Raw genomic sequence first — 22611 nt, 5'->3', positions numbered from 1 at the left:
AGCGATGTGTAATATTACTGCCCATCGGAACAAGACTGCTGAGCGATTCACCGGCAGCCTAGAGAGTACAATATTATGAAACTATAGTTTTCTATTACTCATCATTCGATTGCAGTCAATTGGTAGTAAGCAGATAGGGCTTGCTGGCAATCCGTCATGACTCGATTCAGGTAGCAGCCCGATATAGTCAATATTGCCGAGGTTGGCAGCTTTTGGTCTATAGCCTCGAAGGTCGAGTGTGAAAACGTGGGCGAGCCCTATTATATAATAAACGGATTTGAGGGATGAAAGGAACCTTCATGTCAATGTTTCAACAACGACTGGTTTATTTTTCCCACTATTTCATGGGATATAGTCGGGATGAAAAAAAGGGGCTGTCTCAAAAGTAGATAAATCTACTTGTGAACAGCCCCTGAGGTCCTACAGACCTTCTGGGACATTCGAATCGGTATTCAGAACGAAATTCATACTTCCATTGGATTTTTCCAATGGAATAGACTTTCAGGCTTCGAAATTCTTTCTTCTATTGGAATAAATCCAATGGAATTGACTTTTGGGACAGCCCCGAATGAACCCGAACTGAAGTGTCCTTTATTTATCGTATTTATAGAGATTAATTTCGTGCTTCACGTAATAAAGATCTCCGTACTTATCCGTTGTCAGCTGCGTCACACCTGCCCCGATTAAAGAAACTGCATCTTTGTTGGCAGAATTGGCGTCAACTCCGTACAATTTCGCACCGATGCTCACATAGACGTTACCGTCATTGCCGACAACCATCTTGCCACCTTGCCAAGACACGGGTATTGAGCTGAATTTGTCGGGATATACTGTCGTATGAGCAGCATCTGGATTATTCGGATCGATAATAAACAAATCTGCGGTCGTATCATGGGACGAATTGCCTGACGAGTTCCCTTCCGCAAGTCCCCATATTTTCCCATCCGGACCCACGATGAGATCAGAGATGACTTTTCTTCCCGGGGCTGGGACAAATTGAGGAACAGGTGTCGAGTTGGCGCCCGTTGTATTCCAAACGAACACTTTTCCTTCCGTCGCATCAACCGTGCTGCTGATTCCCCCGTAAACAGATGTGCCGCCAAAAACTTTATTGTTCTTGTATGCAAGTGAAATAACACTTTGATGGTAAACAATATCGTTAATGGTCGTGACTTGTTGGGAAGTAGACAAGTCATAGACGGTGAAGGAGCCTTTATTATTCCCTGAACTCGCTACTGAACCGACATAAAGCCGATTCATTGAGGGTTCTGCTAACATGCCAAACGGACGATCCTGTTTGTAAGGGGTGTCGTCAATATCCTGGAACAGGAGCGAAGGATTCGTAGTAACATTCCACGTCGACGTTGTATCGTATTTTTTGATCCACGCGCCAGGATATATGCCTAGATACAGATTGTTGCCCATTGTTGTCATGTTTTCCGCTTGGCCTGCGCCTTTATAGCGCTTTTCTTCGGATGTGTCCGGATTATAGATGCCCATCCCTCCAAGCAAATAGCCGCTTGTGTAAATATTGTCGGCTGGTCCCTTGACCAGTGATCGGATTTTGGTCACAGATTCTGGAATTACGAACGATGTCGTCGTATCAATTGTAGGCGTTGCTGCGAGCTTATATTTCAAAATTTTTCCTGATTTAAGCGCAGCATACAGATAAGTGTTGCCTGCATCGGTCAAAAAAGTATAACCAGCTGCGCTTCCTCCTACATCGCCCAGAGTTAATTCTGCTGCCGTTGAAATATCGTAGCTGTAAAGATTATTCCCTTTCGTGTAGAACACTTTGTCATCCGAAGGGTGTTTCATCGATACGCCACGTGAGTCGATATCGCTTAAGGAAGAGGCAATCGCACCCGTTGTGCTATCCAAAACCAGCGTTGGACCCGCCGATAGCTGGGCGAACACCCTCGACGCCGATCCGTTCGAAATATAATCGAGTCCAAGCACAAACTTGCTGCCATAATTTGCCGGGGAAATGGTGGTTTTAGTTCCATTCGTCGGATTAAAGCGTATGATTGTCGCATTCGAGGTCGGTCCCATACCCATATAAACCTCAGTATCGCTCGCATAAGCGATCGACCTCACGAAATCAAGGCCACTGACGATGGGTAGGCCACTATTTAAGACGACAGTCCCTCCGTCCGGATCGTACTGGTACGCTTTGCCGCCGGTGGAAGTTCCGCCGTAGACTTTTCCGTTGCTTCCCGCCGTTACATCCCAAATAACGTCCATTCCGGTTGGTAGGGTGATTGGCACTAACGAGCTGCCAGTAATTACTTTTTGCCCATTAACCGTGCTAACTGTGCCGGGGAGATACCGAAACATCGTTTTCTTGTTAGCCGTTCCCAAATAGACGGACTTATCAGTAGCCACCGTCATTCCCCAGACTGCTTCTATCTTAGTGTTATTCGGATCAACCATGAGATCTCGATCATCCAACAGCTCACCCGTTCGGGCATCGTAAACCACCAACTTGGACGGAAACCCGCTGGAACCAACATACATTAGATCCGTGTTACCGCTTGCATCTTTGCCGAATACAGCGACGTCGAGGGGATTGTTCATAATTTGAACACCGAGATTGTATTCAATCGGACGATCCAGCGTCACATCATCGACGTAAGCGACCATCGACGTTGTGATCCCCGTTGTTAGATATACGGAGACAGTTGTTGTGCCTGAAGGGGCGGTAGCGGATACAGAAACCGGGGTCCATTGTGAAGCAATGCCCGTGAAATCGTTTGCTGCATCTTTAAGGACAATTCCAGCGTCATTCTTGAAAAGAAGGTGGATGCTCAGCCCGGAGCCGCTGGACGCGTATATTTTGGCCGTAGCTCCGACTCTTGTGCCATTATAAACCGTTACCTTCGAGCTTTCCGCAGTGCTAACAGTGGTTGGGCTGGAATCGTCCAGTTTAAGACTGAAGGTTCCCCCCGCCTTCTGCACCGTCGAAACGGCTGCACCAGAGGACACTGTCCAAGTATTGCTTAACAAGTCTTCGAAGCCTGCATTTCTAACGGTTTGACCAATTGAAACATCGTCAACATAGGCTTTCGTAACAGCCGCTAATGAGCTGTAAACCATGACCGCTACTTGTGTCGTACCAGCTGGAGCTTTTGCTGTAATAGTTCTCTTCGTCCATTGATTGAGTGTTGGCGTAACGCCAGTGGAAGCAATAATCGTTTCCGTGGTGCCGTTATAGAAGATGAGCCAAACATCAATCGATCCTTGCTCAATATAAGCAAAAGTAGAAGCGGTATACTCTTCATTCTCTGTAATACTAACCTTTTCGCTAACCCGAGCTAGTGAAGCCGTAGAACTGGTATCCACCATTTTCATACTTTTCAAGCCAGTGTAGGCTCGCTCACTCGAGACGGTTGCTGTGTTTTGGCCGTACGTGGGGTGTGTGGTCCAATGCGGTATGCCGGTTCCGGCATCCTCGAAAGAAGAGTTGGGGATAGCTATCGTGATGCCAGATGCGCGAGCATCGAGGTTCTGGAAACAGCTGATGATAAGCAAACAACTAAACACCATACAAACGAGGCGAATCCACATGGGGCGAAACGTAATTGCTTTCATAATTACCACTCCTCACACAAAGTTTGGCTGCGGTCAATCGTGAATCTGTCGATACCGAATTGCGTTTACGAACTCCTTTCCTACCCAATGAGGCCTATTTTACATTTCTCGTCAAGTCCCCCCCCCTTCTACTCTCATTTTAAGCCCACACGTGCGTTTAAAATATGTCATCATTTCTAGAAAGTGTCGACAATTTCAAGATACAGTGTATAAAATTTCAAGATATATTTTACTGGCCGGTCAAGAATCATGCAAAAAAAATATTTTTTATTAGAAAGGTTCTCTTCGTCCTTAAGCCAACAGTCTCATCATTTGTTCAGTTTGATCTGTTACCCATTCACTCGTCATTTGGATCGAGGTTTCTAAGGATGCAGGTCCAGGTACGATTGAGAAAGCAGCCTTAACGCCTAATTCCGCCAGTTCATTACCCGAAAGCAATCGCTCACCGCAAAGGGCAACGACGGGAACTTTATATTCACGTGCAGCTTTGCAAACACCTGAGATTACTTTGCCAGAAAGAGTTTGCTGATCTAATCTTCCTTCACCCGTAATGATCAAATCAGCATTTTAACATCTCTAAGCTTTTGTTGATAGATGACCTCAGCATATTGCTTTAAAGCCTCATCTAATGTGAGTATCATCTGCGATGTTGCCCCTTTTTGGGGACCATACACGACAGATGCTCCATTTGGGCCGTATAAAGGATTGGTTTCGTCTGTCGCAGCTATGAAAGAAGAGGCAAGTAACCGATGATCCGCGTTGGTTTCATCGATCCGATGTAACTCCCTCAAAGCCGCTCCTCCCTCCGGCAGTTTGTGATTATGAACATCATAAAATTCATAACCAAGTGATCGCAATAGTCCCATTCAACCATCATTCGTTGCACTTCCACCAAGACCAATGATGAATTTACGATATCCGGCAGATAAAGCTGCAGCTATCAATTCCCCTGTGCCTCGGCTGGTTGCGTGTAAGGGATTTAAAGCTTCTTTTGGAAGCAAAGCTAACCCAGATGCAGCAGCCGTTTCTATTATGACGGTTTCTCCATCTCCCAGTTCACCATAGCTTGCTTTAATCTTTTGCCCATGCGGATCCGTTACGATGACGGAATGAAGGGTTCCAACTATGATTTGTCACTTATACAGGTAACACAAAAAAACCGATATACAATCCATGTAGGATTATTCATCGGTTTAAGGTCTCCAACTGCCTTTTGTTAAACTTCACTTTTAGTATCATCTGCTCATTCGTTAACAAAGCTCTATCTCTGGAATTCCTTCCGAGGTTTCCTGAATGTCTTCAAACAGTCCGTCTGCCCGTACCTTCGTGTAGTACTCATATTGTCCGATAACCCCATAATCTCCTTGCATAACACCTGGATAGGCTCGGTTTACGGAATAGATTTGACTTCGATGAGCGTGAAGCGCACGCCCTTTTGTTTCACGCTGATTCACTATGTTCACTTTTCCAGTTATGGGGACTGCACCGATTGGTGCTGAATCTGCGCAATAATCATAGTAGTGAGGAATCGATGCGAAAAACAAGGTAGAATAATGAGTGGTCATCAATTTCTGCTCGGATTGAAGAACCGCTTGTTCTGTAGCCCGGGATATGGCGATATGGTCTCGATGTCCAGTAACTCCGTTTGGAGGAAACGTAACGATGACGTGCGGCTGCAGCTGCATAATCGTAGATTCAATTTTTGCGGCCATTTCGTTGATATCCTGGTTAATTAAACTGCCATCCGCGTAATGAAGCAAATACAAGTTAGTTACGCCTATGACTTCGCAAGCCTTCGACAATTCCTGCTCTCTTAGCGTGGCAAGTTCCTGCTTGCAGGTTACTAAGTACTCGCCAGACTTTCCCCCGCAACCAGAGGTTGCGCAAATCAAATTGACGTCGTGACCGGCTTCCCTATATTTTGCCATGGTGCCGGCGCAAGCGAATGACTCATCATCAGGATGGGCAAAAACGAACAACAGCCTTTTTTTCATAGGATCCCTCCATTGGACTAATCATCCATCACGAAATTTCTGATAGTGATCTAGAGCCAGAGCCATCATTCCGTATATAGGCTCCTTATTCTTGTTTTCGATTTGTCCGGATGGCGCAAAGGTGTTGAATTGGTTCGTTACATAATCCCTCACAAACACATTATTTTGTAATACGCCGCCTTGCAAAATGATTTGAAAAGGTTGTCTATATAAATTTATTCGCTCAATGACAGCCTTAGCACAAGTAAATAATTGTTCGGCTGCCTGAATCATGATGGATTGAGCCACTTGATCGCCCTGCGTATGAGCTTGTGAAACGAGACTAGACAATTCAGCTACTTTCTCCACAGTATAGCTCGAATTGTATGTCCAATTAAATAAATCCTCCGGATCTTTCAGATCCAAATAAGGTAAAACATGCTCAGCCAGTTTGTTCGGGGCCACCCGTCCATCCATTGTTTTCAAAATGTGAATGATCGCTTGTTTACCGATCCAATACCCGCTTCCCTCATCCCCAACTCGGTGTCCCCACCCTCCTGCTCTGGCAACCACGCCTTGATCATTAACGCCATAAACGATGGATCCCGTTCCAGCAATCATAAGAATGCCTGGCTGACCATTGGTTGCCCCTAGTAATGCTGCGAAGCCGTCATTTTCAATAATTAAACGTTTGGCGCGTATACGTAAATGCTGCAGAGCCTCTTCGACCAACGCTAGGATGATCCTGCGGTCATATTCGGTGTCCAAACCGGCGATCCCCAATGCGGCACAATCTGTTTCTAATTCTGTTTCGCCAACCTCCCCATTTCCTACTAATTTGCCGTCCTCCAAAGCATTTCGAATCGCATGGATAAGCTCCCTCACGGCTGCTTCTTTCCCGACCCCCTGATAATTACAAGACCCTGACCTACCCTGTCCTCGAATCTGACCCTGCTCATCGAAGAAGTAGCACAGGCTTTTTGTTCCTCCTCCGTCCACAGCAAGAAATGGCAACTTTTTTGCTGACATTACGGGTTCCCCCACTCCCTCATGACTTCATCCAAAGTCTGCAGCGCGGTTCGGCTTTTATGATCCGATTTTGTTAACCATTGATCCAGAGCTAGTTGTTCCTTACAACGTATCTGAATCATTCTAATCATCTCTTGGGGGCTTGGTCCTCCTGGCAAGGAGCGAATTTGAATAAAGTTCTCAGGGTCTAAGGCTTGTGCCAAGGTGTCTATATCCATCATCAAATTACGACCGATGATCTCGCGAGCTGCTTCATTGACGAGTTCCCATGTTACTTCATTCGCAGCTAACCCTTCCGACATCGCTCTCTTTACGACTGAACTAACAATATGGTGAGAAGTTCGGAAGGAGAGTTTGTCCGTTCTTACCAACGTATCCGCCAGTTCGGTAACGGTAGCGAAGCTGCTTTCTGTCCGTTTACGAAGTACCTCTTTATTAACATCCATCGTCCCCACTACGACGGTAAGTAGTCGATAGATCTTGTCCATGAGTTCAAGAGATTTCCATGCGTAAGGCTGCATATCGTCTTCGGTATCTACAATATCGCCGAAAGGCGTATTATGCATCATCGCAAGCACGGAATCCGCGTTGCCTACGCAGCTAGAAAGAAGGGCGCGCATGTGTTCTAGAGAAACAGGGTTTCTCTTTTGCGGCATGATGGAACTGATCTGTACATAAGGACTGGCTACCTTGATAGCGGCGAACTCTTGTGTACACCAGAGCAATAAATCTTGAACGACTCGCCCTAGGTTGATGGCTGCAAGTTTAATGGAAGTAGCAACCTCTCCCAAATAATCCGCTCCACCAATCGCATCATAGGAATTCTCTACAAGCTCGTCGAAGGCTAGAAGCTCTTTCACTCGGTTCCGATTGATAGGAAAACCCGACGTTGTAAGCGCAGCAGCTCCCATACTGCTGCGGTTACAATTATTGTAAGCGGCCGTCATCCGGCGGATGTCTCTTGTAAGCGAGTCAACAACAGCCATAATGTAGTGAGCCATGGTCGTTGGCTGCGCCTGCTGGGTATGTGTGTAGCCAATCATCAACGTATGAATATGCTCCTCTGCGAATTGCAGAAGCTGCTTACGTAACTGTAAACCGGATTGCATCGTGACCAGAAGCTTCTCCCTAAGTACCATACGATAAATAGTGACACCCATATCGTTACGGCTCTTCGCTAGATGCAAATTCCCCGCAACATCACCTGCATGCTGCTGCAGCTGGCTCTCCACCTGAAAGAATAAATCCTCAAACTCACCCGTATAGTTAGAGTGACGGAGAAGATCAAGGTTAAGATGTACAATGGCTTTCGCAATCTGGCTAGCCTCATAGTGTGAAATCAATTGCTGCTCCTTCAACATGATCAAATGTGCCTTATTGATGGCCATCATGGCATCCAATAAATGCTGTTTGGCTTCATTGTAAGCAGGTTCTAGAACAGCTTCTGTATATGTTTTACCAGGAAATGCTTTACCTTCAACTTCCATAATAGACTCACGATTTACCATCCAATTGGTCACCTCCGTTTTTCATTTCTGGTTTCTTTAACCAGTTTTCAAGTAATTGATGTAAGTTGGTGACTGCTTCCGCAATAATCCATTCTCCTGCTTCTAAAGACGTCTGTTGGACATGCCCCGTGTAGCCATTCCATCCTGCTGGACTGCCTTCCACCAATACATAAGGCAGATTCGAAAGTGAATGATTGGCTGATAGGTCTACATCACTGTCAATTACATGAACCAAATCTGGTCGAAATGCTTTGACCACCGACATTTCATAGGGGCCTCCATGGCCTCTGCCAGTTGTTCCTATAAAGATTCCTGCTTCTTCGGCACTTTGTGTTATTACCATTTGCCACCAGTTCACTAATAGAACACTAGCGTCCTTATAGGTTGCTGTAATGGCTTCAGCTACTGTTCTGGAAACACCCATATTCCCATCATGCGCGTTTAACAACAGCACATTTCGGATGCCCAACTGACAGATCCCGTTAACAATTTCATATAAATAATCGGTGATGATAGACGGACTTACGGAGATTGTTCCTGGATAATGACGGGTTTTTCCAGGACAAGCCGTATACGGGATGACGGGATAAATGAGCGGCTTCAATCCAGGATGGAGACGCTCAGCGAAACCATTCGCAAGAATGACATCCGTACCGAGTGGTGAATGCGGCCCGTGATACTCGATTGATCCTAGCGGCACCACTGCAAAACGGACTTCTTCTAATACAGTTTGTAGATCACGACCATGTACTTCCCTAATATCCATGGGCTTGATTCCCCCGTTTGGTAAATCGGGAGGCCCGTTCAGGCCTCCCAATGTAGTTATGACTATTGCTTTAAGCTGATCATGTTCACGAAGAGGCGAATAGAACCAGGGACTAGGCTAGGAATTTCACGGTACCAAACTAGCGAACTGTAGGTGTAGGTTCCCTTACCGTATTTTGCGCTTAAGAACGTTCCGGTAAATTCCTTTTCTCCTGCATCGCCGTTAGAGATAAGCTGCGTGTACTCTTTGCCCCATTCAGACGGGTTGTAAGCCGAGCGATCTTGAATCCAATCGTTCCAATCTGCTTCTGTGATCTGATTTGGTGTCGTAAAGATCGGATGATCAGGCGCCAGCATCGTTACTTTGGAATTCTCATCCGTGACACGCCATTGAATTAAAGGCGTACCAATTTTGATCGGATAAGGGGCAAGTTCAGGCTTCCATTTATCTTCTGGCTTATGATATTGAACGACCAGATTACCGCCGTTTTCTACATAGGAGAGAAGTCTCTGATTACTCGAAAGCAGTTCTGGACGGAAACCATATGCCCGAATGCCCAATACAATCGTGTCATACTGAGATAAGTCAGCTGATTGGATCGCTTTCTCGTCGAGTTTCGTAACGTTTACGCCAAATTGGGTTAAGTACTGGTCAATATTGTCGAATCCACTGGATACATATCCTACTTTCAAACCCGTAGGCACCTTCAAATCAAATGCCTGAATCTTTAATTCTGCTGGCTGAATCAAATAGGTTTTGCCGATATGTGGATAGTCGATAATTTGTACGTTTTCTTTACTGGTTACATCACCGCTTGTTGCTACCGCTGTTACCGTGTATTTGCCAACTGCTGTTCCAGCAGGAGCTTTTACCTGGAACGAAACTGGCTTCGTCTCACCCTTAGCTGCGAAACTTACTTCTTGAGATGCAGGTGTTACTTGCCAGTCTTTGGGCACATTTAAGGAAACAGAGGTTTTGGTTGCGCCTGGCGAATAGTTGCGAACTGTAACCTTGACTGGAAGAGGCTCTTCCGTCTTCAATGTATTAAGCACTGTTGCATCAGGACTTAACGACATCGCGAAGGCCGGGAGCACAGCCACTTGATTCGATGGGGTAACACGTATTTTTCCTGAAACATTATTTAACTGATACAAGACATCCGCACTTACTACAGATGGTTGATATACTTGGAACTCTGCTGCTTTCTTAGGGACTTGAACCTCGAAGGTGGCAGAAACTGTTTGATTGTAGCTTAGCTGGTCAAACTTGGTATTTCCGACTGCTTTCGCCGTCCAGCCTTCAGGCACATTCAGTTGTAGCCCAATGTGCTTGAGGTTGTTCTTGCCGCCACTGTACGCGGTGACTACCATCTTGACCGTTTGACCTGCAACGATTTCGCCGGTTTCCGATTTCACCTTCACAACTAATGACGCAGCTTCCATTCCTGCTTTGTTCAATTGAGCTTCCTTCACTTGGAGGCGATACAGCAGATCGGACTTGATGCCTGCATCTAGTGTGGATGCCTTCACATCGCTCACAGCCGTTTCTACATCCGCCTTCATTTCTTGCACCTCTCGTGCCACTTCAGAGAACACAGGGTATGCGTTAACGACTTCTTCCGCATCTTTATGGAGGGCTCGCAAATCTTTGATCACTTTGTTATCTTTGCCCTTCGCTTCTATCTCTTTCGCCAAATCGTCGAAGGAGAAAGCGATGCCGTCAAAGAAATCGTTCTCCTTTTCGGATTTAACGGATGAATTTAATTTGTAGTAGTTGAAGCTCGACCCTTCATCAACATGCCTTCCCATCCCTTGACTCTTATGCATAAAACGGGATTCTTCTCCCAATTGAACATAAGAAGCGCCGTAAATTTCGTCGTAATCTCCTACAGGTACAGCCACGTTATAATCCTTATCATTCGCAGGAAGATACAGCTTCTTTATTTGCCAAGGCTGCAGGCCGTTTTTCAAATGTTCTGGAAACACCTCAGGGTTAGCTGCATCCTTGAACGCACGAACGGTGATAACGTTAATGGCACGATGATGACCATGTGTCGATTCTTCGTTGAGGAAAGAAGGAATGACTATGTCAGGCCGCAACTCTCGGATTTTCCGAATAAGTCTTTCATAAACCACCGAATCTCCCCACTTTTGCAGTGTTTCATCAGGACTTTTTGAAAAACCGAAGTCAAATATCGGATCATTAATTTGCTCGCTTAACATACCCAACGTGACATTCGTAATTTTGGAAGCTTCCTGCAGTTCGCGTGAACGAATAATGCCTAAAGCATTACCTAGTTCACTGCCGATCTCATTCTGGCCCCCTTCCCCACGGTTTGCAATGATACTTAACGTATTGACCCCTCTTCCTAATGAAAGATAAGCAAGCATAGCACTATGTTCATCATCAGGGTGAGCTCCTGTGTTCATAGCACTCGCGATGGTCGTGAGTGGTTTAATCGATTTCCAGAGATCAATAACGCCTCTGTCGGCGCTAACCGGCTGCGCCATGCTAGGAAGCAGCAAGGTACCTAATACGGCAACGCTAGTGACACTAGTAAAAACTTTCATCCATGTACCTTTCTTCACTTTAACTCCTCCTTATTCACCTTTTATCATCAAGCAGCGGTCATGAACCCTAGGAGTTCCCGCGGAATGATCAACCTTTACACAGCTGTACCCGCTTTGTCACCGGTCAATTTTTTAGAGATAAAGAGAACAATGATAATGAGGATGATCTGAAGAACGCCATAGGCGCAAGCGGTTCCGAATTCAAACGCATACATTCTTTGAAAAATTTCCACCGAAATCGGAGCTGTTCTAGATGTAAACAACAGAATTGACGATACGAATTCACCGATGCCTGTTACGAAGGCTAATAAAGTTCCCGCTAAGATTCCGCTAAGCGACAAGGGGAATACGATTCGACGAAAGCAATACCACCAGGAAGCTCCCAGATTACGGGCTGCCTCTTCGATCGAAGGATCCATCTGCATAAGCGTAGCCGACGTTGAGCGGAACACAAGCGGTAAATGACGCACAAAGTAGGCTAGTGGCAAAATCCAGAACGTCCCTACAAGAACTTGCCCAAAACTGTAGGCAGAGGGTGTACTGAAAGCAGTAATTAAATTAATCCCTACAACCGTTCCTGGTAATGCCCAAGGGAGCATAATAAACACATCAAGCAATGTCTTCCCTTTAAATTTGAGGCGAACGATCGCATAGGCAGCAGCAACACCGAATATCACATTGCCAACCGTTGCAACAAAGCTCATTTTGAAGCTATTCGCAATAGGTCGCCACGTTTTGCTGTCCGTGAACAATTCCACATAATGACTAAACGTATATTCTGGCGGTAGTATTTGTGTCGTCCATGTACCATCAGTGGAAAAGGATATGAGAATCAATACCAGAATAGGCAGGAGCAGAATGACGACGCCTAGCGTAGAGAGGAACATAGCCGTATATTTCCCCCATGCACTCTTAACCTCGGTCCGATGTACACTAACTCCTTTGCTCAAGTTCTGGTAATTTCGCAAGCCTTGATACCAGCGCATAATAATGAGAAACAGGATGGAAACAATGGATAATAAGGTGGATTGCGTGGCCGCCATATCCAAATTTCCATTGGTTCGGGACAAATAGATTTGCATCGTCATCGTTCTGTCGATTCCGAAGATAAGAGGAGCCGTATAAGAAGCCATGGCAATCATGAAGACAAGCAAGGACGAAGCCACGATAGCTGGAGTGAGCATGGGTAATATGATTCTCCGCCAGATATAAAGACGTCCGGCTCCAAGACTTGCTGCTGCTTCCTCCAGTGAAGGGTCGAGCCCCTTGATCGCAGCGGAAGCGGTCATATAGAAATAGGTGTACATCGTAAAGGTGTGAACCATAAGAACGCCCCATACACCTTTTAGCGAGAACGGTACGTGGTCCATCTCCAACCAAAGCTTGAGCGTCCGCGGAATAATACCGCTTTCTCCATATAGAAAAGTGAATGAAAGTACGCCTACCAGCGGTGGCAGCGCCATCGGCACCATGGCAAGCACGGTCAGAGCCTTGCGGCCTGGAAACTCATAGCGTTCCAATAGAAAAGCCATGGTAACTCCGACTATCGCGCATGTCACTACACTAAGAACGGATATATATACACTGGTCCAGAGGGCTTCCAAATTGGCGGTATGCTCCAAGCTAAAAAACCGTGCATAGTTTTTAAAAGTAAACTTACCTTCCATTTGAATGCTCTGAATAAAGGTCTGATACAGCGGAAATAGTACATAGGCCAGCAGTACCAGAAACAAGGGAGCAATTAATACATATACGAAATGAGGCGAAGATGTGATGGATGGCCGTTTGATCACAGGTTGAGGAGATTCTGGTTTCTTAAAGGTCATGTTCTCATCCTCCGCCTATTCTAAAAAGTAAATGCTTTCCTTTGGTATATGCATCGCAAGTGTATCGTCTCGCTGACGTACTTGATGTCCCTGATTGACGAACATCGCTTTCAAGGGCCTACTGGATACGTCCGTCAAATAATTGACATTCACCCCAGTGAATTCTGCGATGACAACTTTAGCTAAGAACGTATTCTCCGATGGTGAAGATTCGGATGGTGCCTCGCGTACCGCCTCAGGACGAATAGACAGAGTGGTTTGTGCGCCCTCTAACAGGTGACAATTAGGTGCCGTATGATTCACCAACCCGCATAGAACTAGATCAGGTGAAACTCTAACATAGACCTGATCTCCTTCTATACGCTCCACGGTTCCACTCCACAAATTAGACTCGCCTATAAAGGAAGCGACAAAACGATTAATAGGTCGGTTGTAGATTTCTTCCGGTCTTCCAACCTGCTGTACGATACCGCCTTGCATGACCATGATCCGATCCGACATCGCCATCGCCTCGGCTTGATCATGCGTCACGTAAATCGTTGTAATGCCAGATTCAAGCTGCAGCCTTTTAATCTCCAAGCGTGTTTCTTCTCTCAGTTTGGCATCTAAGTTGGATAATGGCTCATCTAGCAGTAAAATATTCGGCTCAATAACGAGTGCTCTGGCAAGCGCAACACGCTGCTGCTGACCGCCTGATAATTGGTCAATACGCCGATTTCCGTAACCCTGTAAGTGTACTTGCTGTAAGGCGCGTTCTACCCTTTGAAGCCGTTCTTCTTTCGGCCGTTTTCTAACTTGGAGACCAAAGGCCACATTCTCAAATACCGTCAGATGAGGAAATAAGGCATAGTTCTGAAACACCATTCCCGTATTGCGCTTATGGGGCGGCACTGTCGTTACGTCTTGATTGCCAAATACGATACGTCCAGAGGTTGGATAGTAAAAGCCGGCAATCATTCTCAAAGTTGTTGTTTTTCCACATCCGCTGGGACCAAGGAAAGTAAAGAATTCACCGGGCTTAATCCGGATATGCACATCCTGAACGCCCGATACTTTCCCAAATTGCTTGGTTACATGTTCTAGAGCGACTTCGATCACGTACAGTACCTCCCTTACTTTAAGCTCGGGTAGAGGAGCTATCTCTACCCGAACGGATGTTACGCTTATTTCGCGCCCTTACCTTTAATGCTCTCATCCCAATACTGCATCCAATCCTTCTCTTTTTCAGCCATAACCGTCCAATCGATATTCATCGGCTTGAGTTCAATGCCTTTCAACCAAGCTGGAAGTGAGTCTTTACTAATATCCGAACGCGTAGGGATCTGAAATAATTTCTCTGCCAGCTCTACACGAAGCTTCGAGTCGAAAAGAAATTCATAAAATTTCTTCGCCGCTTCTTTGTTCTTGGCATTTTTCACCATACCTACACCGTCCACCAGGATAGGAGCCCCGCTTGTTGGATAAATAAAATCAAACGGCTGATTTTTCAAATGCTTCTGAATCATAATGTCCTGCAAATTCCAGAGCGAAAGTGTTCCTTCTTCACGAGCTAATTTTAAGTATAAGTTGGTAGGATCTTGTGCATATTCCTTCGTATTTGCATCCAACTTCTTTAGCCAGTCATACCCTTTTGTAGGATCGGCGGCACCTTCCTTGAAAATCATAGCGGAATAAATCGTTCTCATCGTTCCTGATGCAAGCACGCCCCGAATGATGATTTTCCCTTTGTATTTCGGATCAAGAAGTGCGTCCCAATCTTTAGGAGCGTCCTCCTGCTTAAGTGCTTTGGAGTTGTACATGATCACTTCGGGCAGCAGCATTTCACCATACCAACGATCCTTAGCATCTTTGTACAAAGCGGGTATGCTGTCTGCGAAACTTGGCTTGAAGCTTTCCAAGAGATCTTCATTCGCCGCAGTCATCAGACCGGATTGGGTACCACCCCACCAGAAATCTGCTTGAGGGTTAGCCTTTTCACCCCGTACACGCTCCAGAATCTGCTGCGCTCCCATCGTTAATACCTCGACCTCAACTTCCGGATGCTTCGCATTGAATTTTGGTATAATTTCATCGACAACACTTTTATCTCTAGCTGTATAAATAACAAGCTTTTGCTTCTCTGCAGGTTTTGTCGCCTCCGTAGCTGCCGGTTTGTCCGAAGGCTTCTCCGTAGGTGCTGGACTAGCATTTCCTGAGCTCGGCGTGGAGCCTCCGCAAGCTGTAATCACAACCATCAAGATGCTGACTAGAATGCCTACGAGCATTCTGGACACATTCCCCTTACTTGCTTTCATTCACATAACCTCCCGAAAGGTATATTTTGTTGGAATTTACTACGGGGAAAGCTTCTAGGACACTGTGAATCGCCCCGATGATGCCCGCTTTGTAGCCTAGTGCCGCCAGCTTGATTTGGGGTACGTACGGAACCCATTCCGTCAACATACCTTGGATCTTCTCAACACCGCTTTCTTCGATGTCAATCATCTCACCGCTTAAAATCAACAAATCTGGATCGAGTATACTGACCATATTCGCGATTCCGTAGGCCCAATGTCTATAGATGTCATTCAATAATCGCCCTGCCTCTACGTGGCCATCCTCCGTATGGAGGATTAGTTGTTTAATCACACCCAGCTCTTCCACCAAGGAAGGCAGCACTTTCCTGGCTTTTTCTTGGATGACTGGAACGGAATAATTCCTTTCAAAGACGCCATATTCACCCCGGTTAAGCTTCTTTGCCTGACCCACCATCATATATCCGATCTCCCCAGATGCTTCACGCGAACCTCTATAAAATTGGCCATCTAGAATAATTCCCGCACCGATTCCCGTTCCTACATACATATAAACCTGATTCTTAACACCGTTGCCGACACCCTTATGAAACTCCCCTAATGTCATCAAATTAACATCATTATCAATTACAACAGGTAGACCTAATCGCGCTTCAATCTCCTGTTTCACCGGTAACCCCATCCAACCTGTGCTTGGCGCATAACTCACGGTTCCATCGCGACGCTGTGTAATTCCGGGTAAACCTAAACCAACACCTAGCAATCGAGATTTCTCGAACCCACTCTTGCTAAGCAAAGTTTGCAGACCCAATTCCAGACAACGAATGGCCATATCTCCATTAGTTGGTTGTTGCAGGCGAAAGTTGTAATCAACTAACAAATCTCCACTTAGATCCGCGATAGACATATACAGCGTACTACCCTCAAAAATCGCCCCAACGACTCCATAAGCTTGAAAATTATATTCAAGCAGGATCGGCTTCCTTCCGCCTTTGGACTCCCCTACACCAACTTCATGGATTAGCCCTTCCTTCATCATTTCATCGACCAGCGCAGATACACATGGACGGCTTAGCTCCGTTAGCTTCGCCAAATCTGCTCTCGAAATCCGCTTATTTTCCCGCAGCTTACGCAGAATCTCCTGTCTGTTCAATTGCTTTACGAGCCTGCTATTTCCAGTTTGGTTGCGACCAAGCACCTTGTTCACCCCCTTTGATAGTTAGAATGACTAACAAAGTTTTCTAATACGATTCTTATTATTGATTTACCGATTTAAGTACAACTTCAATAAAAAAGTGAGCTCGTTTTCATCCATCCGGGCATGAATAAAAAAAGACTGCCAAATGGCAGCCCTTGTGAATTTGAAACCCTATGACGAGATAAACGTAATAAAACAATATCAAAAATTATTTTCTGCCAGCAAAATAACAGTTAAAGGAGAGATAATAACATGAAAAAATGGATGTTCCTATTATTAATTCTTTCAACCATGATGTTGAACGCGTGTTCACTATTAGAAGGAGCAAATAACTCGATAGACTATGTAAATCAAGCTACGCAACACATCAACAAATTAAGTAATTTTGCCGAACAAGCTCCACAAATGATGAAAGATGCCGCTTTGAATCCCGAAACAAAACAGGAACTTGAAAATCAGTTAAACGGATTAAAAAAGGAAATAGAACAATTTAATCTGAAAAGTGTTCCTTCATTTGCTAAGGATATTCATCAACAATTGGTAGAAAAAAATGAAGTATTGTTAAAAGAGATAAATAATGTGGTAGAGAATGGTCATTTGGCACTTGATAAACTTCAAAACTCACAAATCTTAACTACAATCAATGATATAACAGGTTTAATCAATCGAATTACAAATTTAGGCTCGTAAGAACTTCACCGATAGGTGAAGTTCTTTTTTTGTTTGGCTTTCGAAGAAAATGTTGCATCATCGAGCTTTTAAAATATCTTATAATTGACGCATCATGTGTACTTGTTCCACAAATGTAGTAAATCCTAAACGCTCTAATAGCCCAATAAGCTCTTTGTTGGAATCTCTTATGTTCATGGTTATACGCTTACAAGAGGAAGAAACAGGTGCGTATACTTCACTTACTACTGCTTTGAGGATATCTTCGGTGTCTTCTCGACCCGGAATTGATTCACATTGGTAAAGAGCGATGGTAGCCAGGTTACCGTCTTCTCTGAAAACACGCTTAAAAAGTGCGTAGCCAATCACCTTATCTCCTTCATCGGAGATGATGATAGATTCCCCATCTTTCAAACTGGCCCATTGTGTTTGCCACGCTGACAAATGTCTGTAGAAAGACATTCCTTTGACTTCCACAGGCAGTCCTCGTTTCGTAACATACCGGCTATTAGCGTTTGGCTGCAGAAGACTTGCGTCCAAAGCCTCTGTATGTTGTAAACTGATTAGCTGCTCGGTAATACCATAGCCGACACTTTGATAGAGCTTTATCGCAGCTTTGTTTTGAATGAGTGCCTCCAGTAAGGCAATATCCGCACCTTGTTCACGATACAACTGGAGGTTTCTTTCCATAAGTATTTTTCCGATCCCTTTCCCCCGATGTTCCTCCGCAATGCCAGTACCCCCGTTCCATGCCACTCTCTTTCCTTCTATGACACGGAACCCATTCATCACGAAGCCAATTGGGTCACTATTTTCATACACGACTAAGGAATGCTCTAGTGAGAGCCCTTCGTTGACAGTTCTTGAAAAAAATTTGTCCAAATTCATTGTACTATTTAAGAAATATCCTTCGAACCCCTTATTCCATAACGACACCATGTCTTCAGCCGACAATTCGCTCATTCTTTTGAAAATCATATGCCTCTACCTCCATAGTGAATTATCCTATGATATAGCGAAATACCTTCTTTTCCATCTCATTAATCATGGATTTATAGTCGGTTTCCTCACCGCTAAGCATAAATTGTAGAGCAAGACCATCTCTAACTGACCAGAATAAACGGGAAGCTGCCGCAATATCAAGATCAGAACGGAACTCGCCAGTCTTTATGCCGCCTTCCATAATTTCCTGCATGAACAATAAAGCTTTACTCGCATACTGGTTCCATCGTTCCGATAATTCCGGTTGGCGTGCTGCATACAGCATAAACTCCAAATGAAAAGCTAACCATTTACGCAGTTCGTCAAGCGATTGTCGACGGAATCGGTCAAACATATAGCGGATTTGATCCGCCGCGCTTGGCATATTTTTGAAATGTTCACTGGAGTTCTCCACCATCGCATTCATTTTATCGTCAGCCATTTGGATATACATCTCTTCTTTGCTTGAAAAGTAACTGTATATAGCGCCTTTGCTCATCCCCAAATGACGTACGATATCATCAATAGTCGTAGCTTGAAATCCTTTTTCTATAAAGCAATGGAGCGCACCCTCAAGAATAACCGCCCTTTTTTCTTCTTTATAAGCTTGCGTAACTTTAGGTGACATTCAGCACCTCCTTTTTTCAATTTTTACGTCAAAACGCCCAATCACCGTTCCGGAACAACGGCTCTTTCTCGCCATTCCCCAAGATCCCATCAATATTCATGTCTGCTGAGCCCATCATAAAATCAACATGCGTCAAGCTTTCGTTTAGCCCATGATTCAGAAGATCTTGTTGGCTCATCTCTTTTCCGCCATTCAGGCAGAACGGAAAAGCTCTGCCGATGGCAAAATGGCATGAAGCATTCTCGTCGTAAAGCGTGTTGTAGAAAATAAGATTTGTGTTAGAAATAGGCGAGCGATGCGGAACCAAAGCAACTTCTCCTAAATAATGAGAACCCTCATCAATCTCAATGAGACTTCTCAAATTTTCTTCACCCTTCTCCGCTTTAAAATCAATTATTTCCCCTTGTTTGAATGTTAATGAAAAGTTTTCAATGAGATTGCCGTTGTAACTAAGAGGCTTCGTACTTTTCACCGTTCCGTTTACGCCATTTTTTAAAGGAGATGTAAATACTTCTTCAGTAGGCAGGTTTGCTATAAAAGAGATGCCATTGCTGTTTGTATTACCGGCCGAAACCCAAATATGCTCAGGCGGCAGACTTACTGTAATATCTGTACCGTCGGCGCGGTAATGAAGTGCCTTATACTGGCGTTCATTAAGCCATTTTGCTTTAGTGTCTAAAGCGCTTGAATGTTCTTTCCAATCCTCCACCGGATCATCCCGGTCTACTCTTGTTGCTTTGAAGATGGCACTCCATAGGGCGTCAACCCGTTCTTCTTCGGGTAGTGATGGGAACACCTTATCCGCCCATGAAGGTGAAGGAACGGCGATAATCGACCAACTGACTTTATTGGTTAACCTAGCCGCAGATAGTTCCCGCAAAGCTGTGTTGGATGTTTTACTCGCTGTTTGAATACGTTTAGGATCGATACCATTCATAAGATCGGGGTTATTGGCCACAACATATAGAAATGCAGCATCATTTTCTGCTAATTCCTCATACCCTTTTGCCCGCCACATCGGGTACTCAAGCAATGCTTCATGGGGCGCTAGTTCATACTTTAACCGAGTAATTTCATCGTCGAACCACTCGACATGAACGTGCTTTGCGCCGATCGCATAGGATTGTTTTACCAATCTTCGTACGAAATCCACCGATATTAAAGGAGCGAAGATGACCAATGTTTGTCCCGGTTGAACATTGACCCCTAATTGTATGGCTAGAGATGCATATTTATCTAAATTGCTTTGGATTGAATTCATTGAAATCCTCCTTCTTGGTAAAATACGAAATAATAAAGACTGACCAGTCGTTTTATTACATTTATTATTATTCCATATCGTGCCAACTGTCAAGAAATAAAAAAGGAGCCTTGCGGCTCCGATAGGTTTACATTTGTTTTAGTACGTATTATAAATATTTTCGCATTCTTTTGCTGATGGTAATATCTCAATCTTATGAATAAGAAGAAAATCTTATGGTGTTTCCCTTGAAAAATTAGACGACAAAAAACCTTATGTCTTTGTAAAAAGAACATAAGGCTCCTTTTTCCTTCCCGACTCTTTATTGACAAAGCCCTCTACAATTTCCCTACGATCTCGCGTAAAAAAGCGATCGACCGCTGCACGTCCTCGGTCATCGTGCGCGCAGGGTTCGTTTCCGGCGGATGCCATAGCTCGAGCGCTATCCAACCGCCATAATTGACATGGGCTGCCGCTTCCATTAAGGCACGCATGTTAATTTCCCCTTCGGTCAAGTCCTCGACCGGAACGCGACCACGTTGGTTGCGCAGGTGAAATGCTTTGATGCGTTCAGGATATGAGCGCACCCAAGCAACCGGATCACAGCCTGCAACATGCGCCCAGCCCGTATCAACGCAAAGGCCAACAGCTTTGTCAGCGAACTGCACGACAGAGCGCAAATCAGCCTCGGCATTATGCCGATCCGCCGCATGATTGTGCAGTGAGAGCTGCAGTCCAAATGGACTTAGCTTGTCGGCAAGACGAGACAAGTTGTCTCCTTGCCGCTGGAAAAGTTCCTCCGGCTTTGGCAGCGGATTCTTCCAGCCGCCGTAAGGGTCAGCGTTGACGAGCAGATCGTTGCCGCCCGCAGCGGCGAGCCGTTCCGCGTATGGAAGAACTTCCGCTTCAAGCTCTGCATACTCACCATGTAGCGGAAGACCGATATAAGAAGCGGAAACAGTTAGTCCGTAAGCACGGACAAGCGCCAGCTTCTCAGGCGTTGCGTCTGTCTCAACAGCGTCAAGACCCGCTTCAGCGCAGGCACGGTATATATCGTCCCATACTGGCTCCTTACCATCTGACTTCCATCGTTCAAACCAACCGTACATGTTACTCGAAAAGCCTCGAATATTCATTCAGAAGCCTCCCTTGAATCTGTTGCCGGCGCTACAGTAACAAACTGCTTTTCTCCGGAATCAGCACATTTATATAAGGCGCCAATACATAGGAAATGATCGACGGCTCTCCGACCTACGTTCGCATATGACGGCAAGGCGTTCACTTGGTTATAGAAATGTACAAGCGGGTGATCCATGACGGTGTAAGGTCCGCGAGGTCCCGGATCTACAATCTCTTCCACAACAACCCCATCACGGTCTTTCCTTAAAAAAACCGGTTGACGCGAATCGAATGGTGTCCAGCGCAAGGCACCGAGTGTGCCCGCGATTTCGCCAATAAACTGCTCGCTTCCGTGCGTACACGTGCCTCTTTCGTAATTAACGGCGATTGGAAGGGCATTCGATCGAGAGCGAAACGTCAACTGCGCGCCCACGTGGTGCTCAACATCGTACACGACATCTTGAGGATCCGCGGCTGTTTGAGGCTTCGCCGTCCAAGCGCTGCTGACCTCAATTTCTGCAGGATCCAGCACATCGATTAGGGTGGTGAAATCATAGGGTCCCCAGTCCATGAGAATGCCGCCGCCACTCTTGCTTTTGTCTAGAAACCACCGACTTGCTGGTTGGTACTCGATTCCTGCACGACTGCGCGTCCATTTGTTAACGAATGTTACGTGATAGATATCGCCAAGCGCGCCAGATCGTATGACATTCTTGACCGATTCGTTATGCAGCATCCCTTTATAACGTACGCTGCAGCAGCCAAGCAGCTTTCCTTCTGCTTCTGCCAGATGAAGCATCTCTTCCGCCTCTTCATCGTTCATGGCGAACGGCTTTTCGCATAGCGTATGCCGACCTGATTTCAATGCTAGACGCGTCCCTTCTAAATGGGCAAATGGAGGCGTAGCCACGATCACGATATCATCATCAAGCGGCGGTTCGGAGGATAGCATTTGCTTGGCATCCGCAAACGTAATGCTTTCTGGAAAGCTGCTGAGAAATGACTTCAGCGCTTCCGCATTCGGGTCGGCTGCTCGAAGCTGGACAGCTTGTGGAAGCTTGGCTGCTGCCTCCGCATGCGTACGTGCTATGACACCGGCTCCAATTAAGTACAATCGCATAAAGGTTACCTCCAATTTCGAATATGACCCTAATGTATCACATCACGAAATCGCGATTCTCTTCAAAATGCGTAACAAACTTGTCATTTTGTCCACGAA

Annotated in this window: 16 protein-coding genes and 1 pseudogene; 1 reads left to right on the top strand and 16 read right to left on the bottom strand. The window is 45.4% G+C overall.

Features of this window, described 5'->3' with window-relative positions; translation table 11 throughout:
• Nucleotides 1-591 precede the first annotated feature (591 nt).
• From QFZ80_RS13055 to QFZ80_RS13000, 11 genes and pseudogenes are all read right to left on the bottom strand, one after another.
• Nucleotides 592-3591 (bottom strand): carbohydrate binding domain-containing protein, encoded by a 3000-nt coding sequence (locus tag QFZ80_RS13055; protein WP_307559254.1) that lies wholly within the window; start codon nucleotides 3589-3591, stop codon nucleotides 592-594.
• A gap of 291 nt (nucleotides 3592-3882) precedes the next feature.
• A pseudogene (locus tag QFZ80_RS39315) lies at nucleotides 3883-4667 on the bottom strand (glycerate kinase).
• Nucleotides 4668-4841: 174 nt separating this feature from the next.
• Nucleotides 4842-5585 (bottom strand): PIG-L deacetylase family protein, encoded by a 744-nt coding sequence (locus QFZ80_RS13040; protein ID WP_307559250.1) that lies wholly within the window; start codon nucleotides 5583-5585, stop codon nucleotides 4842-4844.
• A 21-nt stretch (nucleotides 5586-5606) separates the two neighbouring features.
• Nucleotides 5607-6593 carry an N-acetylglucosamine kinase gene (locus QFZ80_RS13035; RefSeq protein WP_307559248.1) on the bottom strand — a complete coding sequence of 329 codons (987 nt, stop codon included), beginning with the start codon at nucleotides 6591-6593 and terminating at the stop codon, nucleotides 5607-5609.
• Entirely contained in the window at nucleotides 6593-8101 is a 1509-nt protein-coding gene (gene argH, locus QFZ80_RS13030; RefSeq protein WP_307559246.1) for an argininosuccinate lyase, read from the bottom strand. The genes QFZ80_RS13035 and argH overlap by 1 nt, the downstream gene beginning before the upstream one ends.
• Nucleotides 8088-8867 (bottom strand): creatininase family protein, encoded by a 780-nt coding sequence (locus QFZ80_RS13025; protein WP_307559244.1) that lies wholly within the window; start codon nucleotides 8865-8867, stop codon nucleotides 8088-8090. Before QFZ80_RS13025 ends, argH begins: the two co-directional genes overlap by 14 nt.
• Nucleotides 8868-8929: 62 nt before the next feature.
• On the bottom strand, nucleotides 8930-11455 hold the full coding sequence (locus QFZ80_RS13020) for an NEW3 domain-containing protein (protein WP_373460071.1): 2526 nt from the start codon (nucleotides 11453-11455) through the stop codon (nucleotides 8930-8932).
• A gap of 77 nt (nucleotides 11456-11532) precedes the next feature.
• Nucleotides 11533-13263 carry an ABC transporter permease gene (locus QFZ80_RS13015; RefSeq protein WP_307559242.1) on the bottom strand — a complete coding sequence of 577 codons (1731 nt, stop codon included), beginning with the start codon at nucleotides 13261-13263 and terminating at the stop codon, nucleotides 11533-11535.
• A 15-nt stretch (nucleotides 13264-13278) separates the two neighbouring features.
• On the bottom strand, nucleotides 13279-14361 hold the full coding sequence (locus QFZ80_RS13010; RefSeq protein WP_307546253.1) for an ABC transporter ATP-binding protein: 1083 nt from the start codon (nucleotides 14359-14361) through the stop codon (nucleotides 13279-13281).
• A 65-nt stretch (nucleotides 14362-14426) separates the two neighbouring features.
• The gene (locus QFZ80_RS13005; protein ID WP_307559240.1) at nucleotides 14427-15557 is read right to left on the bottom strand and encodes an extracellular solute-binding protein; all 1131 of its coding nucleotides are present in this window, start codon (nucleotides 15555-15557) and stop codon (nucleotides 14427-14429) included.
• Nucleotides 15544-16755, bottom strand: coding sequence for an ROK family transcriptional regulator (locus QFZ80_RS13000; protein ID WP_307559237.1), 1212 nt, complete (start codon nucleotides 16753-16755; stop codon nucleotides 15544-15546). Before QFZ80_RS13000 ends, QFZ80_RS13005 begins: the two co-directional genes overlap by 14 nt.
• Before the next feature lie 252 nt (nucleotides 16756-17007).
• Between QFZ80_RS13000 and QFZ80_RS12995 the strand changes: the two genes are divergently transcribed.
• Entirely contained in the window at nucleotides 17008-17445 is a 438-nt protein-coding gene (locus QFZ80_RS12995; protein ID WP_307559235.1) for a DUF6376 family protein, read from the top strand.
• A gap of 78 nt (nucleotides 17446-17523) precedes the next feature.
• Here the strand turns inward: QFZ80_RS12995 and QFZ80_RS12990 are convergent, their stop codons facing one another.
• From QFZ80_RS12990 to QFZ80_RS12970, 5 genes are all read right to left on the bottom strand, one after another.
• On the bottom strand, nucleotides 17524-18402 hold the full coding sequence (locus tag QFZ80_RS12990) for a GNAT family N-acetyltransferase (protein ID WP_307559233.1): 879 nt from the start codon (nucleotides 18400-18402) through the stop codon (nucleotides 17524-17526).
• 22 nt (nucleotides 18403-18424) lie between these two features.
• Nucleotides 18425-19033: a TetR/AcrR family transcriptional regulator gene (locus QFZ80_RS12985; protein WP_307559231.1), complete on the bottom strand. Its 609-nt coding sequence runs from the start codon at nucleotides 19031-19033 to the stop codon at nucleotides 18425-18427.
• A gap of 28 nt (nucleotides 19034-19061) precedes the next feature.
• Nucleotides 19062-20294, bottom strand: a complete 1233-nt coding sequence (locus QFZ80_RS12980) for an aminopeptidase (RefSeq protein WP_307546259.1) — start codon at nucleotides 20292-20294, stop codon at nucleotides 19062-19064.
• A gap of 317 nt (nucleotides 20295-20611) precedes the next feature.
• Nucleotides 20612-21409, bottom strand: a complete 798-nt coding sequence (locus tag QFZ80_RS12975; RefSeq protein ID WP_307559229.1) for a sugar phosphate isomerase/epimerase family protein — start codon at nucleotides 21407-21409, stop codon at nucleotides 20612-20614.
• Complete coding sequence (locus QFZ80_RS12970; RefSeq protein WP_307559227.1) at nucleotides 21406-22512, bottom strand: Gfo/Idh/MocA family protein; 1107 nt, start codon at nucleotides 22510-22512, stop codon at nucleotides 21406-21408. Before QFZ80_RS12970 ends, QFZ80_RS12975 begins: the two co-directional genes overlap by 4 nt.
• Nucleotides 22513-22611 lie beyond the last annotated feature (99 nt).

This window comes from Paenibacillus sp. V4I7 (genome assembly GCF_030817275.1).
In the GTDB taxonomy this organism is placed as follows: Bacteria; Bacillota; Bacilli; order Paenibacillales; family NBRC-103111; genus Paenibacillus_E.
The sequence above is the reverse complement of the archived record's forward strand: the minus strand, read 5'-3'. Positions and strand labels throughout refer to the sequence as shown.

Bases quoted from the DNA above. Each gene is read 5' to 3' on its own strand.
- QFZ80_RS12975 (WP_307559229.1), bottom strand. From the start codon at position 21,409: ATGAATATTCGAGGCTTTTCGAGTAACATGTACGGTTGGTTTGAACGA.
- QFZ80_RS12995 (WP_307559235.1), top strand. From the start codon at position 17,008: ATGAAAAAATGGATGTTCCTATTATTAATTCTTTCAACCATGATGTTG.
- QFZ80_RS13040 (WP_307559250.1), bottom strand. From the start codon at position 5,585: ATGAAAAAAAGGCTGTTGTTCGTTTTTGCCCATCCTGATGATGAGTCA.
- argH (WP_307559246.1), bottom strand. From the start codon at position 8,101: ATGGTAAATCGTGAGTCTATTATGGAAGTTGAAGGTAAAGCATTTCCT.
- QFZ80_RS13035 (WP_307559248.1), bottom strand. From the start codon at position 6,593: ATGTCAGCAAAAAAGTTGCCATTTCTTGCTGTGGACGGAGGAGGAACA.
- QFZ80_RS13055 (WP_307559254.1), bottom strand. From the start codon at position 3,591: ATGAAAGCAATTACGTTTCGCCCCATGTGGATTCGCCTCGTTTGTATG.
- QFZ80_RS12985 (WP_307559231.1), bottom strand. From the start codon at position 19,033: ATGTCACCTAAAGTTACGCAAGCTTATAAAGAAGAAAAAAGGGCGGTT.
- QFZ80_RS12990 (WP_307559233.1), bottom strand. From the start codon at position 18,402: ATGATTTTCAAAAGAATGAGCGAATTGTCGGCTGAAGACATGGTGTCG.
- QFZ80_RS13015 (WP_307559242.1), bottom strand. From the start codon at position 13,263: ATGACCTTTAAGAAACCAGAATCTCCTCAACCTGTGATCAAACGGCCA.
- QFZ80_RS13025 (WP_307559244.1), bottom strand. From the start codon at position 8,867: ATGGATATTAGGGAAGTACATGGTCGTGATCTACAAACTGTATTAGAA.
- QFZ80_RS13005 (WP_307559240.1), bottom strand. From the start codon at position 15,557: ATGAAAGCAAGTAAGGGGAATGTGTCCAGAATGCTCGTAGGCATTCTA.
- QFZ80_RS12970 (WP_307559227.1), bottom strand. From the start codon at position 22,512: ATGCGATTGTACTTAATTGGAGCCGGTGTCATAGCACGTACGCATGCG.
- QFZ80_RS12980 (WP_307546259.1), bottom strand. From the start codon at position 20,294: ATGAATTCAATCCAAAGCAATTTAGATAAATATGCATCTCTAGCCATA.